Origin of the sequence: Streptomyces sp. NBC_00012, from assembly GCF_045040875.1 — a bacterium.
Taxonomy (GTDB): Bacteria; Actinomycetota; Actinomycetes; order Streptomycetales; family Streptomycetaceae; genus Streptomyces.
Map to the genome: position 1 here is coordinate 7,010,760 of NZ_CP108309.1, position 14,278 is coordinate 7,025,037.

Consider the following 14,278-nt stretch of genomic DNA (forward strand, 5'->3'; position numbering starts at 1 on the left):
ACCCCCTACGAAAGACAGACACACCATGCGCATCGGAATCGACGTCGGAGGCACCAACACCGACGCCGCCCTCCTGGGGGACGACGACCGGATCATCGCCACCGCGAAGACCCCCACCACCTCCGACATCACCTCCGGCGTGACCGCGGCGATCCGGGCCCTCGACCCGCCGATGGAATCCGTCACCGCCGTGATGATCGGTACGACCCACTTCCTCAACGCGCTGATCGAGGGCGCCCGGCTCGCCCCCGTCGCCGCGGTACGCCTCGGTCTGCCCGCCACCGCCGCTCTGCCGCCGATGACCGACTGGCCGCGGCGGCAGCGGGCGGCCGTCGGCGGGCACGGCTATCTCTGCCACGGCGGGCGGGAGTTCGACGGACGGCCGCTGTCGCCGCTCGACCCCGAGGAGCTGAAGCGCACCGCCGCCGACATCGCCGCGCGCGGACTGACCTCGGTGGCCGTCTCGTCGGTGTTCTCCCCGGTCGCCGAGGAGGACGAGCGCCGGGCCGCCGAGATCCTCGGCGCCGAACTGGGCCCCGGCGTGCACTTCTCGCTCTCGCACGAACTCGGCCGGGTCGGACTGCTGGCCCGTGAGAACGCCACGATCATCAACGCGGCGCTGCGCGACCTGGCGGCCGCGATCGTGGAGTCGTTCGCCAAGTCGCTCGCCGAGGTGTCGCTGACCGCCCCGTTCTTCCTGTCGCAGAACGACGGCACGCTGATGGACGTGGACTTCGCCCGCGCCTACCCGGTGGCCACCTTCGCCTCCGGGCCCACCAACTCGATGCGCGGCGCCGCCTTCCTGTCCGGTCTCGGGGACTGCGCGGTCGTCGACGTCGGCGGCACCACCGCGGACGTCGGCATCCTGGCCGGCGGCTTCCCACGCGAGGCGGCGGGCGAGAGCGAGGCCGCGGGCATCCGGACCAACTTCCGTATCCCCGACGTCCTCTCGCTCGGCATAGGCGGTGGCTCCCTGGTGTCGCCCGACGGCGAGACCGGTCCCCGATCGGTCGGTTTCCGGCTCACCGAGGAGGCACTGGTCTTCGGCGGCGACACCCTGACGGCCACCGATCTCGCGGTCGCCGCGGGCCGCGCCGACATCGGCGACCGCTCCCGGGTCGCCCACCTGGATCCGGAGTTCACCGCCCGCGCGCTCGACCGGATCGCGGAGCGGCTGGCGGAGACCGTCGACCGGATGCGCACCTCGGCGGGGCCACTGCCGGTCGTGGCGGTCGGCGGCGGCAGCGTGCTGGTGCCCGCGGCCCTGCCCGGCTTCGACGATGTGCGCCGCCCCGGCCACTTCGACGTCGCCAACGCGGTGGGCGCCGCCATCGCCCAGGTCGGCGGAGAGGTCGACCGGGTCTTCCAGGTCCCGGAGGGGCGCAGGGACGCCGTGCTCGCCGAGGCCCGCGAGGAGGCCGTGGGCCGGGCCGAGAGCGCCGGCGCCAGGCCCGGCACGGTCCGCATCGTCGACGTGGAGGAGGTCCCGCTGGCCTACCTGCCCGGCGGCGCGACCCGTATCCGCGTCAAGGCGGTCGGCGACCTCGACCTGAACGGCATCGGCACCACCCACGCCCCGGCCGGGGCGCGCGACACCCATGGAGCAGCGTCACATGCGTGAGATCAACCTCGACAACCTGGACGACATCGCGCGCGGCGCGGGCATCCTCGGCACCGGCGGGGGCGGCGACCCGTACATCGGCAAGCTCCTGGCCCGTGAGGCCATCCGCAAGTACGGCCCGGTCCGGCTCGTCGCCTTCGACGAGGTGCCGGACGACGCGACGGTGGTTCCCGTCTCCGGGATGGGGGCACCGACGGTGCTGCTGGAACGCGTCCCCGCCGGTGGCGAGGAGGTGGCCGCGCTGCGCGCCCTGGAGAAGCACATCGGCCGGGCCGCCACCCACATCGCGCCGATCGAGGTCGGCGGCGTCAACTCCATGCTGCCCATCGCCTGCGCCGCGGAGGCGGGGCTGCCGCTGGTCGACGGCGACGCCATGGGCCGTGCCTTCCCCGAGGCACAGATGGTGCTGCCCGGACTGATCGGGGTGGCCAACACCCCGATGGCGCTCGCCGACGACAAGGGCAACAGCATCATCGTCGACGCCGTCTCCAACCACGCCGCCGAGCGCATCGCCAGGGCGGTCTGCGTGGAGCTCGGCTGCCAGATCTCCAGCGCCGACACCGTGATGCGCGGCGACCAGCTCGCCGACGGGCTCGTCCCCGCCACGCTGACGCTCGCCGAGCGGCTCGGCGCGGCGGTGCGCGAGGCGCGCGCGGCGCACACCGATCCGGTGCTCGCGGCCCGCACCATGCTGTCCGGCACCCATCTGCTGACCGGCAAGGTGATCGACGTCGGCCGCCGCACCGAGGGCGGCTTCGCCCGGGGCAGCGCCCGGATCGAGGGCATCGGCGACGACGCGGGCCGGGTGCTCGAACTCGGCTTCCAGAACGAGCACCTGCTCGCCACCCGGGACGGTGAGACGGTCGCCACCACGCCCGACCTGATCTGCGTGCTGGACACCGACACCGGCGATCCGGTGACCACGGAGGGACTGCGCTACGGCCTGCGCGTCAGCGTCCTCGCGGCGCCCTGCGACCCGCGCTGGACCACCCCGGGCGGCCTGGCGCTCGCCGGGCCGCGCTACTTCGGGTACGACGTGGACTACCTGCCGTTCCGGGAGAGCTGACCCACGGGCCGGCCGGCCGCGACGGCCCCGGCCGGTCCGCGCGGAGCGGACCGGCCGGGGCATCCCTTCCGCCGAGTGATCCCTTGTCTCAGACCGCCCGCTTGCCGCTCTTCATGGACACGGCGACGCAGGCCAGGCCCAGCAGTATGGTCAGGCCGCCGATGATGACGTTGTTGAGGACGATGCCGAGGTCGGGGCTGCTGCCGACGATCCACGTCGAGAGGATCGTCCAGATCCCCATCGCGCAGATGGCCCAGCTCAGGCCGTACATGCGCTCCGGCATCACGGTGAACCCGAGGCCCAGCGCGGCGATCGCGATACCCATGATCAGGTTGTGCGTCGCGAGTGTGGACTGACTTGCCGTGAAGTGCAGCACCCACGGCGAGACGGCGCAGTAGAGACCGACGAGGAACACCGGTGCGTCCACCAGGGCCACATCGCGGCCACCGAGCATGCGGGCATAGCGATCGCGCATTTCGGAGACATCGGGGTGACTGGCCATGTCACGGCCGGTGTGCGAGATGTTTGACATGGGGTTCGTCTCCTTCGCTCCTGCAGACCGACCCGTTTTCTGTCTGCGACAAGCGGCCTGCTATGCCATTCTGCGCTTATATCTCCCTTATGTGTAGATTCAGGGCTCGCGAGAATCCGTACGAACCGCACGCGGTGATGCACCGCCCAGCCGCCGGGCCAGCTCCACCAGGCCGGGCGTACGCAGCACCCGGTCCCCGTACCCCGGCAGCGGCACGTGCAGCGGCTCCGTCCAGCGCCCGGGGATCGCTTCGAAGCCGTACACCGCACCCGCCAGGGCGCCGGTCACGGCGGCCACCGTGTCGGTGTCCCCGCCCACGTCCACGGCGGTGGCCAGGGCGTTCTCGTACGAATCCGTGGTGCGCAGCGCCCACAGCGCGGTGCCCAGGCACGGCCAGACCGCACCGTTGAACTCCGTCGCGGCCTCCGGGCGCCAGTCGGGCGCGAGGACGCCGGCCCAGCGCTCGCGGTGATCCTCGTGCACGTCCGCCAGGGCGTCCGGGACGGCGGAGAGCGGATCACCGCCGTCCAGCGCCACCCGGATCAGCTCGTGGAGCACGGCGGTGCCCTCCCAGGCGGCCCGGTCGCCATGGGTGAGGGAGGCGATCCGGCGGGCGGCGTCCATGGTCGCCGGACGGCCCCGCGCCGCGAAATACACGGCGGAGGTGGCCGCCCGCATCAGCGAACCGTTGCCCGCCGCGCGCCCGTTGACCTGGAAGTGCAGCGCCGCCGCGAGGTCCCACTGCGCACCGCTCGTCAGGACGTCCTCGGTCTGCAGCCCGATGTCCTTCGGGTTGCCCGCCGCCCAGCGGCGGAACCGGCCGAACATGTCGGGAAGGTCGAGACCGCCCCGTTCCAGCAGCGATTCCGCGACCAGCACGGCCATCTGCGTGTCGTCCGTGGCTTCCCCCGGATCCCAGCCGCCGCCCCCGCACATCGTGCCGACGCCGTCCGGGAAGCGGGCGGTGTACACACCGGCGGGCCCGAACTCGAAGGGTGCGCCCAGCGCGTCACCCACCGCCGAACCGACGACGGCGCCCGCCACCCGGTCCTGGCGTTCCACGGGGCCTGGAGGATTCATCCGGTCAGCGTACGGGCTGCCCCAGGACGGCCTCCCGCCGTACGCGGGTTCATCGCACGTCGACCGTCACCGAGTGCCAGCCGGTCGCACCGTCGGGCACCGTGCCCGTGCGAACGCCGGTCTGGGTGGCGCCGGTTCCGTCGGTGGCGCGGACCTCCAGGGTGTGACGGCCGGATGTGGCGGGCCACTCCCACACCCACTGGCGCCAGGTGTCCCGGGTGTCCGCGGCGGCCAGCCGTGCCGGGTGCCACTTCCCGCCGTCCACCCGGACCTCGACCCCGGAGATGCCGCGGTGCTGGGCCCAGGCCACCCCGGCCACCGGTACGGTGCCGGCCTTCGGGGAGGCGAGCGGGCGGGGGGTGTCGATCCGTGACTCGGTCTTGACCGGTGCCTGCTGGGCCCAGCTCCGCCGGACCCAGTAGGCGTCGTAGGCGGCGAACGTGGTCAGCTCGATGTCCTCGATCCACTTGCAGGCCGACACGTATCCGTACAGGCCGGGTACGACCATCCGGACCGGGAAGCCGTGCTCGAAGGGCAGCGGTTCGCCGTTCATGCCGAAGGCGAGCATCGCGTCGCGCCCGTCCATGACCGCCTCGACCGGTGTACCGATCGTCATGCCGTCCACGGAACGCGCCACGATCTGGTCGGCGGGGCCGCCCTCCGACGGGGGGCGTACTCCCGCGTCGCGCAACAGGCCGGCCAGTCGCACCCCGAGCCACCTGGCGTTGCCGACCAGGGGTCCGCCGACCTCGTTGGACACGCAGGTCAAGGTGATGTCGCGTTCCAGGGCCTCCCTTCGCAGCAGGTCGTGGAGGCCGACGGTGACGGGCCGGGCCACACCCCTGCCATGGATCCGCAGCCGCCAGGTGCCGGCGTCGACGCGTGGCACGACCAGAGCCGTGTCCACCCGGTAGAAGTCCTGGTTCGGGGTGATGAACGGGCTCAGCCCCCGGATCCTCAGATCGGCGCCGGCCGGCACCGCCGGTGCGGCGGAACGCGGGGCCGGGAGGACCAGGTCATGACGTGAGGCGGAGGCTCCTGCCTGGACGGAGGAGGTGAGCCGCCGGCCCAGGAGTCCCACGCCGGCGGAGGCCGCCGCCGTGGCGGTGGCCGCGACCACGAAGCCGCGGCGGTCGAAGCCGCCGTTCGCTCCTTCGTCCCGCTCGCCGGCCGCGGGACCGGGCGATGATACGAGCCGTCCGGCCAGGAGGTACAGCACCGCCACCGCCACCGCGGCACCCACCACCGAAGGCAGCGCGTCGGCCGGCATGCCCTCCGGCCGCCCTGCCGCCGCCACGGCCCCGACCAGGCCGAACACCAGGACGGCGGCCGACCCCATCCGCCGGTGCCGCAGCGCCAGCACCCCGATCGCCATGGCGAAGAGCGCCAGGAGTACCAGGATGCCGAGCTGGAGCACCAGCTTGTCGGCGGTGCCGAAGTTCCGTACGGCGAAGTCCCGCACGGCCGGGGGAGTACGGTCGATCACCGCACTGCCCACCGCCGTGACCGGGCCCGCCTCGGGACGTACGAGAGCCGCGGCCAGCTCGGCGACCGCCAGGGCGCAGAACCCGGCGATCAGACCGCTGAGCGCGGCGAGGGCGGCGCGCGTCGCGCCCGGTCGCCGGGGTCTGGCTGTCCCGGTCCGCTGTGCATCGTCTCGGTCTTCACTCACGACCGGGATTCGTCGCCCCGCGCCGGGCGGATTGGTCCCTCACCCGATCGGGTGCGCGTCGGTCCAGGCCGCGTGCCCGCTCGAACCGGGCCCGTGCCTCCGACAGGCCGACGAGCGGATCCGGGTACTCGATCGCGGCCCGGCGCGGCCCGGTGAGCTTCCACGGCTCATGGATCTCGCAGTCCGCCAGCTCCGCGAGCTCCGGCACCCAGCGGCGCACGTAGACGCCGCGCGGATCGAACCGCTTGCCCTGGACCACCGGATTCAGGACCCGGTTGGGCCGGGTGTCGGTGCCGGTGCCCGCCATCCACTGCCAGTTGAGCTGATTGTTCGCCAGGTCGCCGTCGGCCAGCAGGTCGAGGAAGTGCCGGGCACCCACCCGCCAGTCCGCGTACAGCGTCTTGGTGAGGAAGCCGGCCACGAGCATCCGGCCCCGGTTGTGCATCCAGCCCTCGTGCGCCAGTTGCCGCATCGCAGCGTCGACCAGCGGGTAGCCGGTGCGCCCCGTGCGCCAGGCCTCGATCTCGTCCTCGTCGTGCCGCCAGCGGTCGTGCCGGGTGCGGTAGTCCTCCCGGGCGGCGTCCGGCCGTGCGGCGAGCACCTGGTGGTGGAAGTCCCGCCACGCCAGCTGCCGTACGAACGCGTCGGCGCCCGGCCCGCCCCGCTGCCTCGCCCGGTTGATCACTTCGGCCGCCGAGAGACAGCCGAAGTGGAGGTGGGGGGAGACCCTGGAGGTCGCGTCACCGGCCAGATCGTCGTGGCCGTTCTCGTAGCCGGCCAGCGGGCCGTGCAGCCAGGACGACAGCAACCGGCGTCCGGCCGACTCGCCGCCCCTGGCGAGCCCGGGGGAGACGCCGGCCACCGCCGCCCGCTCCGGCAACGGTCCCGGCTCCACTCCGTCCGGCAGCCGCACCGCGCGTGGCGCGGCCAGCGTTCCCCGTACCCCCGCCTCCTGCCAACGGCGCAAGTACGGGGTGAACACCGCGTAGTGATCGCGGCCCGCCGGGACGACGCGGCCCGGGGCGACCGCGGTGACCACCGCGTCGTGGACGTGCAGGGCGCATCCGACCGCCGCCAGGGCCGTACGGAGCCCGCTCTCGCGGTGCGTCGCGTACCCGCTCACTCCGCCGGCGACGTGCAGACTCCGCGCACCGGTCTCCACGGCCACGGCACGGGCGACGGCCACCACGTCGCCGTCCCGGACGACGAGCCGTCCGCCGCGGTCGCGCAGAGCCGCGTCGAGGTCGGCGAGGCAGTCGGCGAGGAAGGCCCGCCGGTTCGGCGCGTCGAAGCCGGTCCGCTGGATGCCCCGGTCCCGCACGAACAGCGGAACGACGGCATCCGCCTCCCGTACCGCGGCCCGCAGCACCGGGTTGTCGTGCACCCGCAGGTCGGAGGTGAACAGTGCGACGGAGACAGTCATGGCGGTGTGTCCTTTCCGGTGCTGGTCATGCGGGTGCCGGTCGTGCCGTCGCCGCGCGACGGGCTGTCACGGCGCCCTGCGGCGGGCGCGGTTCGCCTGACGGGGCCGGGAGTCGGCCCCGGTCACGCGGCCGGCGAGTCCGGCGGCGCCGCTCAGGTGCTCGTCCCGAGGCCGTCGCGCAGCCGGATCAGTCCGTCGCGCAGCCGTGTCTTGACCGTCCCGAGCGGCACGGAGAGCAGCTCCGACACCTCGCGGTGGCTCAACCCCCGGTAGTAGGCGAGGGTCACGGACTGGCGCTGCACCTCGGAGAGCCGCCCCACGCAGCGGCGGACCTGTTCGTGCTCCAGCCGGGTCTCCACCTGCTCGGTGACCTGGTCGTAGGCGGGCGTACGGTCCAGCAGCGCCGCCGCGCGCTCACGGGCCGCCGACGCCTCGGCCGAGCGCACCCGGTCCACGGCCCGGCGATGCGCAAGGGTCAGCACCCAGTTCATCGCGCTGCCGCGGGCGGGCCGGAAGCGGGCCGCCGACCGCCACACCTCGACCAGGACCTCCTGTGCGACCTCCTCGGACTGGGCCGGATCGCGCAGCACGTTCCGTACCAGCGCGAGGACGGGCCCGCTGACCGCGGCGTACACCGCGGCGAAGGCTTCCTGGTCACCCCGGGCGACCAGCCCCAGCAGCTCCTGGAGATCGGGCCCCGCCGACGGCGCTCCGCCGATGTGCACGGCTTCCTTCACGCGGGCTTCCTCTCTGGTCGCGCATCGGCTGCCCGACAGGACCGGGAACCGACGGCAGCGCGGATCGGTCGATGCGGGCCGGGCCGGGCCGGATCGGTGCGCGAGATCCTTCCACGTCTCCCGGAACTCGCGATACATCTTGGTTGACGCGTCTGGGTGAACGCGATATGTTCGCCCACGAGTATTCGATGACGAGTTAAGTCCAGGCAGGGAAGGTGGGGGCGGTGGCCAAGCGGCGCAAGCTCAGCAATCCGCTGGCGCTCACGGTCATGGTGCTGCTCGCCGAGCGCTCCATGCATCCGTACGAAATCGCCCAGACGCTTCGGCGACGCGGCAAGGAACACAGCGTCAAGATCAATTTCGGCTCCCTCTACACCGTCGTCCAGAACCTGGAGAAGCACGGGTACGTGGAGGTGGCCGGCGTCCAGCGGCAGGGCAACCGCCCCGAGCGCACGCTCTACGGCATCACCGACGCCGGGCGCGCGGAGATGCTGGACTGGCTCTCCGATCTGCTCGCCGTCCCCGCCGCCGAGTACCCGGTCTTCGAGACGGCGCTGGCGCTGCTGCCGGTACTGCCGCCGCAGGAAGTGGCGGAGCTGATGGAGACCCGGGGGTCGGCGCTGGCGATCCGGTCGGCGGCCCTGCGGGGTGTCCTCGGCCGGCTGGGGGAGAAGCTGCCCCGCGTCTTCGTCATCGAGACCGAGTACCAGCTCCACATGATCGACGCGCAGCTGGAGTGGATCAAGAATTTCCGCGACGAGCTGACCGAAGAGACGATCAGCGGCATCGAGGAGTGGAAGTCCTTCCACGAGACCGGCCAGGTCCCGCAGGACTGGCAGGACCTGGACGCGGAGGAGATCGTCCTGGACCCGGAGAGCAAGGGCCCAACGCAGGACCCGGAGTGAGAAGGACCCCGACGGGAGCTGTTGGAGCAGCGACCGCCGGGGTCCCGAACCCCGGACCGGTCACGCCGTGAAGGCGAACCGGGCGATCGAGGTGCGGCACACCAAGGATAGCCCGGCGCTCTTCACGCGGATCCGGCTCGGTATACCCGAGTGCTCGGTGCCCCCGAGCACCCCGCCGACCCACAGGAGAGCTCTGTCATGAGCACCCGTGCGCCCGCAGCGGCGCGGAACAGCACCCGTGCGCCCGCGGTAGCGGCGCGAAACCTGATCAAGACCTATCCCGGCGATGTCACCGCCCTGCGCGGCATGGACCTCGGCATCGAGGCCGGCACGGTCTTCGGACTGCTCGGCCCCAACGGCGCCGGAAAGTCCACCACCGTGAAGGTCCTCACCACCCTGGCCCGCCCCGACTCCGGCACCGCGACCGTCGCCGGACACGACGTCCTGCGCCACCCCGACCGGGTCCGCCGCGCCATCGGAGTCGTCGCCCAGAAGTCCGGCGCCGACCCGGTCGCCACCGGCCGGGAGAACCTCCTGCTCCAGGGCAGGCTGTACGGGATGCGGGGCGCGGACGTCCGGCGCCGCGCCGATGAGCTGCTGGGCCGCTTCGACCTCGCCGGAGCGGCCGACCGCCGGGTCCAGGGGTACTCCGGGGGGATGCAGCGCCGCCTCGACGTGGCGCTCGGCCTGGTCCACCGTCCCGAGGTGCTCTTCCTCGACGAACCCACCACCGGACTCGACCCCGAGGCCCGCACCGCGATGTGGGACGAGATCGCCCGGCTGGCGGGCGACGACGGGCTGACCATCGTCCTCACCACGCACTACCTGGACGAGGCCGACCGGCTCGCCGAGCGCATCGCGATCGTCGACCGCGGCCGGATCGTCGTCGAAGGCACCCCCGACGAGCTCAAGGGCGAACTCCGGGGCGACGCCGTCCACATGGAGCTGCGTGCCGACGGCGACACCGCGGTGATCACCCTCGCGCTCGGCCGGCTGCCCGGCGTGCACGAGGTGCTGGTCGACGGCCGCCGGGTGAGCGTACGTGCCGGGGACGGCGCCGCGGCCGTCCCCGTCCTGCTCGCCGCCCTGGAGCGGGCCGGTGCGGCGGTCGCCGCCGCCACCGTGGCCCGCCCCTCCCTCGACGACGTCTATCTGCGCTACGCCGGTCGCCGCTTCGCCGAGGCCGAAGCCGAGGGCGCGGACGCCCGGCGGGCCCCCGTCCCCACCCACGCCGGAGGCAACCGATGAGCGGTCGGGCACTCGCCCAGACCTGGTACATGACGCAGCGCCAGCTCATGGGGATCATCCGGCAGCCGGTCTTCCTGGCGATCTCCCTGATCCAGCCGGTGATCTGGCTGTTCCTGTTCGGCAACCTCTTCAAGAAGGTCGTCGAGCTCGGCGGCTTCGGCACCACGTCGTACCTGGACTACCTGATCCCGGGCATCGTGGTGATGAGCGCGCTCGGATCGAGCATGTGGTCCGGGATGGGCACCCTGGAGGAGATCGAGCGGGGCACCCTCAACCGTTTTCTGACCACGCCGGTCAGCCGCAACGCGCTGATGAACGCCAACGTCGTGCAGAACGGCATCGGCACCGCCGCGCAGTCCGTCATCATCGTGCTGCTCGGCTGGGCCGCCGGGGCCTCCTACCCGGGCGGCGTGGGCGGACTGCTGATCCTGGTCGTCGCCTCGGTCCTGCTCGGTACGGTCTTCGGCGCGCTCTCCAACGCCCTGGGCATGCTGGTCCGGCGGCGTGAGTCGATCATCGGCATCAACACCTTTCTGCTGCTGCCGCTGACCTTCCTCTCCTCCTCCTTCATGGCCCCGAGCCAGATGCCGTCCTGGATGCGGCACATCGCCGACTTCAACCCGGTCGACTGGGCGATGGTGGCGGGCCGTTCCGCGCTGACCGCCGCCCCGGACCGGGACGTGGTCCTCAGCCGCGGGGGAGCCCTTCTGTTCCTCGCGGTGGTGGCGGTCGGGCTGTCGACCCGCACGTTCCGCTCGTACCAGAAGTCCGTCTGACGGGCGCGCCTACGACGGAGTCGTACCGCCGGCCCGGTCCGGGACCGCGTTCCCGGGCCGGGCCCTCGGCTTCAGCACCGCCCTCATCGCGAGGAAGACCAGCAGTCCGAACGGTGACAGCACGATCGTCAGCACCAGCAACGGCCCCATCACCAGCGGCGAGATCCCCAGCCGGCGCCCTTCCAGGTACATCCACTGGCCCAGCAGCAGATCCCAGGCGATCACCTGCGCCCAGATCGCCCCGGCCCCGTTCGCCAGCGCCGTCAGGTCGCGGAAGGTGTCGATGTCGGGGCTGCGCACCGCGTCCCAGAGCTCGGGAAAGACGGGCACGGCCATGATCAGGTAGAGCGTCAGCACCGGCAGGACGGTGAGCGGTGAGGCGGCGAGGCGTGCCGTGGGAGGCCAGTTGGGCGCCAGGATCATGAGCAGCCAGAACGGTGCTGCCAGGAAGAACGAGATCTCGAAGAGCGCACCGGTCATGACGCGAACTCCTTCTGGGTGGAAGCGGATTCAGGGCTGGTGCCTGTTTGCTGCCCAGCGGGAGCCGGCCTCAGCGCCCCCAGGGCGCCGACGGCGCTCGCGACCAGGATCAGCGCGGCGGCACCGAGCGTCGCACCGTCCGGGTGGTTCAGCGGCTGGCCGCGCAGCGCCTGCCAGGTGACCAGCGCGACGACCGCCGCGTACGCCCCCGAAGCCACCAGCACCAGCCGCAGCCGGACCCGCGGGTCGCGCAGCCGCGGGAAGCGCGGGGCCAGGGCGACCAGCGCGAGCAGGAAGAGCGGCAGCAGCTGGAGCGCGTGCATTCCCACGAAGTGCGGGATGCGCAGATCGCCGCCGGTCGTGGACCAGCCGGTCAGCGGCATCGACGGGCCGCCGTCCGGTACGCCGACGGAGTGCGCGCCGATCACATCGGCGGTGTCCAGGTTCCCGGCCGCCCGCTGCTCGGGGGTGGGCTGCGTCATCAGGAAACCGAATCCGGCGCCCACCAGGGCGAGCAGCACACCCGAGCGAATCGCCCAGGCGGAGGCGCGGTCGGCGATCCGGGCGCGCAGCAGCAGGACCGCGATGACCAGGGTGCTGGTCCACAGGATGACGACGGTGACGGCCATCGCGCTGAACAGCGTCTCGTCGAACGGTGTGGCGTGGTTGAAGTGGCTCCGCTTCCCGCGGATCACCTGTCCGGTGATGATCGCCATCTCGGCCAGGCTGGACAGCGCCACCACGGTCCCGGCCCACCAGCCGATTCGTCGGCCACGGGTGACCAGCGTCAGCATCCAGGCGAGGGCGAGTGCGTACACGACGAACGAGACCGCGAACTTGAACGGTTTGAACCATATCGGCGCGCCTGCCAGGACCCGGTCGTCGGCTATGAGGCCGATGCCCGAGACGACCGTCATGACGGCCATCGCCGCGGCGAAGAGGACTAACGGGCGATGCCAGGAACGCCAGGAAGACATGAGGACCCCTCAGAGATTATGGATAGTGGCACTTGCTGCTATCCGATAGCGGAACTATCTATGATGGTCGGGGGATTGGCAAGCGCGGAAGGAAGAACACGCGGTGCGCATCGGCGAGTTGAGCAGCAGGTCCGGGGTCCCGGTGCCGACGATCAAGTTCTATGTACGTGAAGGGCTGTTGCCGGCAGGGCGGTTGACCAGCCCGAACCAGGCGAGCTACGACTCCGGGCACGAGCGCAGGCTGCGTCTGATCCGCGCCCTGCTGGATGTCGGGGGGCTCTCGCTGGCCGCCATCGGCGATGTGCTGCGGGTGGTCGAGGACCCGGCGCAGCCGGTGCACAAGGTGCTGAGTGCCGCGGCGAAGCGCCTCACCCCGTCGCACGAGGGCGAGGTGGGGCCCGAACTGGATGACGCCCGCGACGAGGTGGCGGAACTGGTGGAGCGGCGGGGCTGGCGGGTCGAGGCGCACGGCCCGGCGGGCGAGTCCCTGGCCGGGGTGATCGTCGCGCTCCGCAGGGCCGGGCACGGAGGCTTCGTCGAACTGCTCGACGACTACGCGGCCGCCGCCGAACCGGTCGCGCGGGCCGACCTCGACTATGTGGGACGGCGGGTGGCGCGCGAGGAACTGGTGGAGAGCGTGGTGGTGGGCACGGTGCTGGGCGAGGCCATGTTCAGTGCGCTGAGACGGCTCGCGCATGTGGACGCGTCCGCGCGTGCCTACGACGGCGACGAAGGGGCGGGCGGTCGGGGCAGCGAGGGGGCGGTCGGCCCGGACGGTGACGCGGCGGGCGGTCCGGCCGACGAGGGTGCGGAAAGCGCGAGGGTGCCGGGTGCCGATGGGTGAGCCGGTGGCCCGGACGCGGGTACGCCCCGGCCGGGGGCCGGGGCGTACCTGGGCGATCCGGTGTTACGCGGCGCTCTCCTGCTCGCGCTCCACCTGGGCGTTCCACTCGCGCTTGACCGAGCGCCAGGCGTCGTCGTTCTGGCCGAGCCGCCAGTAGCCCGAGATCGACAGCCGGGGGAGCGGGATCCCGCGGTCCAGGCGCAGATGGCGGCGGATCTCCTTCACGAAGCCCGCCTCGCCGTGGACGAACGCCTGGACCTCGCCCGCGGGGAAATCGAGCCCCTTCACGGCGGCGGTCAGCGCCTCGCCGACCGGGCGGTCCCCGCGGTGCAGCCAGGTCACCCCGATGCTGTCCGGCGTCACGATCTTCTGCTCCTCGGCGGCGTCCGCCACCTCGACGAACGCGCGTACCACCGCACCCGCGGGCATCTGTTCCAGGGCCGCCGCGATGGCCGGCAGCGCGCTCTCGTCGCCCACCAGCAGGTGCCAGTCCGCCGAGGCGGCCGGGCCGTAGCCCCCGCCCGGACCCAGGAAGGTCACCTGGTCGCCCGGGGCCGCCCGCAGCGCCCAGGGCCCGGCGAGGCCCTCGTCGCCGTGGACCACGAAGTCGATCGCCAGCTCACGGGTGGCCGGATCCCAGGAGCGCACCGTGTACGTACGGGTCGTGGGCCACAGCTCGCGGGGCTGCTCCTCGCGGATGCGGGCCATGTCGAAGGGGTGCGCATAGTCGGCACCCTCGGGGGCGAAGCAGAGTTTGACGTAGTGGTCCGTGAAGCCGGCGAGCTCGAAGCCGGCGAGGCCCTCGCCGCCGAGCACCACGCGCACCATGTGCGGGGTGATCCGCTCGGTGCGCAGCACCTCGGCCCCCTGTGCCCGGGGTGCCTGCCGCGCCGGTCGTTCTGCCACGAGGTTCTCCC

General features: G+C 72.5%; 14 protein-coding genes. 6 read left to right on the plus strand and 8 right to left on the minus strand.

Annotated elements, in window-relative coordinates; genetic code table 11:
- Positions 1-25: 25 nt before the first annotated feature.
- On the plus strand, positions 26-1,621 hold the full coding sequence (locus OHA19_RS32055; RefSeq protein ID WP_405710970.1) for a hydantoinase/oxoprolinase N-terminal domain-containing protein: 1,596 nt from the start codon (positions 26-28) through the stop codon (positions 1,619-1,621).
- The gene (locus OHA19_RS32060; protein WP_405710968.1) at positions 1,614-2,687 is read left to right on the plus strand and encodes a DUF917 domain-containing protein; all 1,074 of its coding nucleotides are present in this window, start codon (positions 1,614-1,616) and stop codon (positions 2,685-2,687) included. Before OHA19_RS32055 ends, OHA19_RS32060 begins: the two co-directional genes overlap by 8 nt.
- A gap of 88 nt (positions 2,688-2,775) precedes the next feature.
- On the opposite strand, the gene OHA19_RS32065 is transcribed toward OHA19_RS32060, so the two are convergent.
- From OHA19_RS32065 to sigK, 5 genes are all read right to left on the minus strand, one after another.
- Positions 2,776-3,219: an SPW repeat protein gene (locus OHA19_RS32065; protein ID WP_405710966.1), complete on the minus strand. Its 444-nt coding sequence runs from the start codon at positions 3,217-3,219 to the stop codon at positions 2,776-2,778.
- Positions 3,220-3,318: 99 nt separating this feature from the next.
- Positions 3,319-4,299 (minus strand): ADP-ribosylglycohydrolase family protein, encoded by a 981-nt coding sequence (locus OHA19_RS32070; protein WP_405752441.1) that lies wholly within the window; start codon positions 4,297-4,299, stop codon positions 3,319-3,321.
- A 49-nt stretch (positions 4,300-4,348) separates the two neighbouring features.
- Positions 4,349-5,971, minus strand: a complete 1,623-nt coding sequence (locus tag OHA19_RS32075) for a molybdopterin-dependent oxidoreductase (RefSeq protein ID WP_405752443.1) — start codon at positions 5,969-5,971, stop codon at positions 4,349-4,351.
- Entirely contained in the window at positions 5,964-7,394 is a 1,431-nt protein-coding gene (locus OHA19_RS32080; RefSeq protein ID WP_405752446.1) for a cryptochrome/photolyase family protein, read from the minus strand. The genes OHA19_RS32075 and OHA19_RS32080 overlap by 8 nt, the downstream gene beginning before the upstream one ends.
- Before the next feature lie 152 nt (positions 7,395-7,546).
- Complete coding sequence (sigK, locus tag OHA19_RS32085) at positions 7,547-8,131, minus strand: ECF RNA polymerase sigma factor SigK (RefSeq protein ID WP_405752449.1); 585 nt, start codon at positions 8,129-8,131, stop codon at positions 7,547-7,549.
- A gap of 224 nt (positions 8,132-8,355) precedes the next feature.
- Between sigK and OHA19_RS32090 the strand changes: the two genes are divergently transcribed.
- The 3 genes from OHA19_RS32090 (at position 8,356) to OHA19_RS32100 (ending at position 11,060) form a co-directional block, all read left to right on the plus strand.
- Entirely contained in the window at positions 8,356-9,036 is a 681-nt protein-coding gene (locus OHA19_RS32090) for a PadR family transcriptional regulator (protein ID WP_405710953.1), read from the plus strand.
- 198 nt (positions 9,037-9,234) lie between these two features.
- Positions 9,235-10,284, plus strand: coding sequence for an ATP-binding cassette domain-containing protein (locus tag OHA19_RS32095; RefSeq protein ID WP_405710951.1), 1,050 nt, complete (start codon positions 9,235-9,237; stop codon positions 10,282-10,284).
- The gene (locus OHA19_RS32100; protein WP_405710949.1) at positions 10,281-11,060 is read left to right on the plus strand and encodes an ABC transporter permease; all 780 of its coding nucleotides are present in this window, start codon (positions 10,281-10,283) and stop codon (positions 11,058-11,060) included. The genes OHA19_RS32095 and OHA19_RS32100 overlap by 4 nt, the downstream gene beginning before the upstream one ends.
- A 9-nt stretch (positions 11,061-11,069) precedes the next feature.
- On the opposite strand, the gene OHA19_RS32105 is transcribed toward OHA19_RS32100, so the two are convergent.
- Both OHA19_RS32105 and OHA19_RS32110 read right to left on the minus strand, forming a co-directional pair.
- Positions 11,070-11,540 carry an ABA4-like family protein gene (locus OHA19_RS32105; protein ID WP_405710947.1) on the minus strand — a complete coding sequence of 157 codons (471 nt, stop codon included), beginning with the start codon at positions 11,538-11,540 and terminating at the stop codon, positions 11,070-11,072.
- Complete coding sequence (locus OHA19_RS32110; protein ID WP_405721288.1) at positions 11,537-12,466, minus strand: hypothetical protein; 930 nt, start codon at positions 12,464-12,466, stop codon at positions 11,537-11,539. Before OHA19_RS32110 ends, OHA19_RS32105 begins: the two co-directional genes overlap by 4 nt.
- A gap of 154 nt (positions 12,467-12,620) precedes the next feature.
- On the opposite strand from OHA19_RS32110, the gene OHA19_RS32115 reads away from it, so the two are divergent.
- A complete protein-coding gene (locus tag OHA19_RS32115; RefSeq protein ID WP_405710945.1) occupies positions 12,621-13,361 on the plus strand; it encodes a MerR family transcriptional regulator in 741 nt (246 codons plus the stop codon).
- Positions 13,362-13,424: 63 nt separating this feature from the next.
- Here OHA19_RS32115 and OHA19_RS32120 read toward each other — a convergent pair whose 3' ends face one another.
- Positions 13,425-14,267: a siderophore-interacting protein gene (locus tag OHA19_RS32120; protein ID WP_405710943.1), complete on the minus strand. Its 843-nt coding sequence runs from the start codon at positions 14,265-14,267 to the stop codon at positions 13,425-13,427.
- Positions 14,268-14,278 lie beyond the last annotated feature (11 nt).

What these genes read in the sequence shown, in the direction of transcription:
- OHA19_RS32065 (WP_405710966.1), bottom strand. Translation starts at nt 3,219, where the DNA reads ATGTCAAACATCTCGCACACCGGCCGTGACATGGCCAGTCACCCCGAT.
- OHA19_RS32100 (WP_405710949.1), top strand. Translation starts at nt 10,281, where the DNA reads ATGAGCGGTCGGGCACTCGCCCAGACCTGGTACATGACGCAGCGCCAG.
- OHA19_RS32110 (WP_405721288.1), bottom strand. Translation starts at nt 12,466, where the DNA reads ATGGCCGTCATGACGGTCGTCTCGGGCATCGGCCTCATAGCCGACGAC.
- OHA19_RS32060 (WP_405710968.1), top strand. Translation starts at nt 1,614, where the DNA reads ATGCGTGAGATCAACCTCGACAACCTGGACGACATCGCGCGCGGCGCG.
- OHA19_RS32080 (WP_405752446.1), bottom strand. Translation starts at nt 7,394, where the DNA reads ATGACTGTCTCCGTCGCACTGTTCACCTCCGACCTGCGGGTGCACGAC.
- OHA19_RS32055 (WP_405710970.1), top strand. Translation starts at nt 26, where the DNA reads ATGCGCATCGGAATCGACGTCGGAGGCACCAACACCGACGCCGCCCTC.
- OHA19_RS32070 (WP_405752441.1), bottom strand. Translation starts at nt 4,299, where the DNA reads ATGAATCCTCCAGGCCCCGTGGAACGCCAGGACCGGGTGGCGGGCGCC.
- OHA19_RS32105 (WP_405710947.1), bottom strand. Translation starts at nt 11,540, where the DNA reads ATGACCGGTGCGCTCTTCGAGATCTCGTTCTTCCTGGCAGCACCGTTC.
- OHA19_RS32095 (WP_405710951.1), top strand. Translation starts at nt 9,235, where the DNA reads ATGAGCACCCGTGCGCCCGCAGCGGCGCGGAACAGCACCCGTGCGCCC.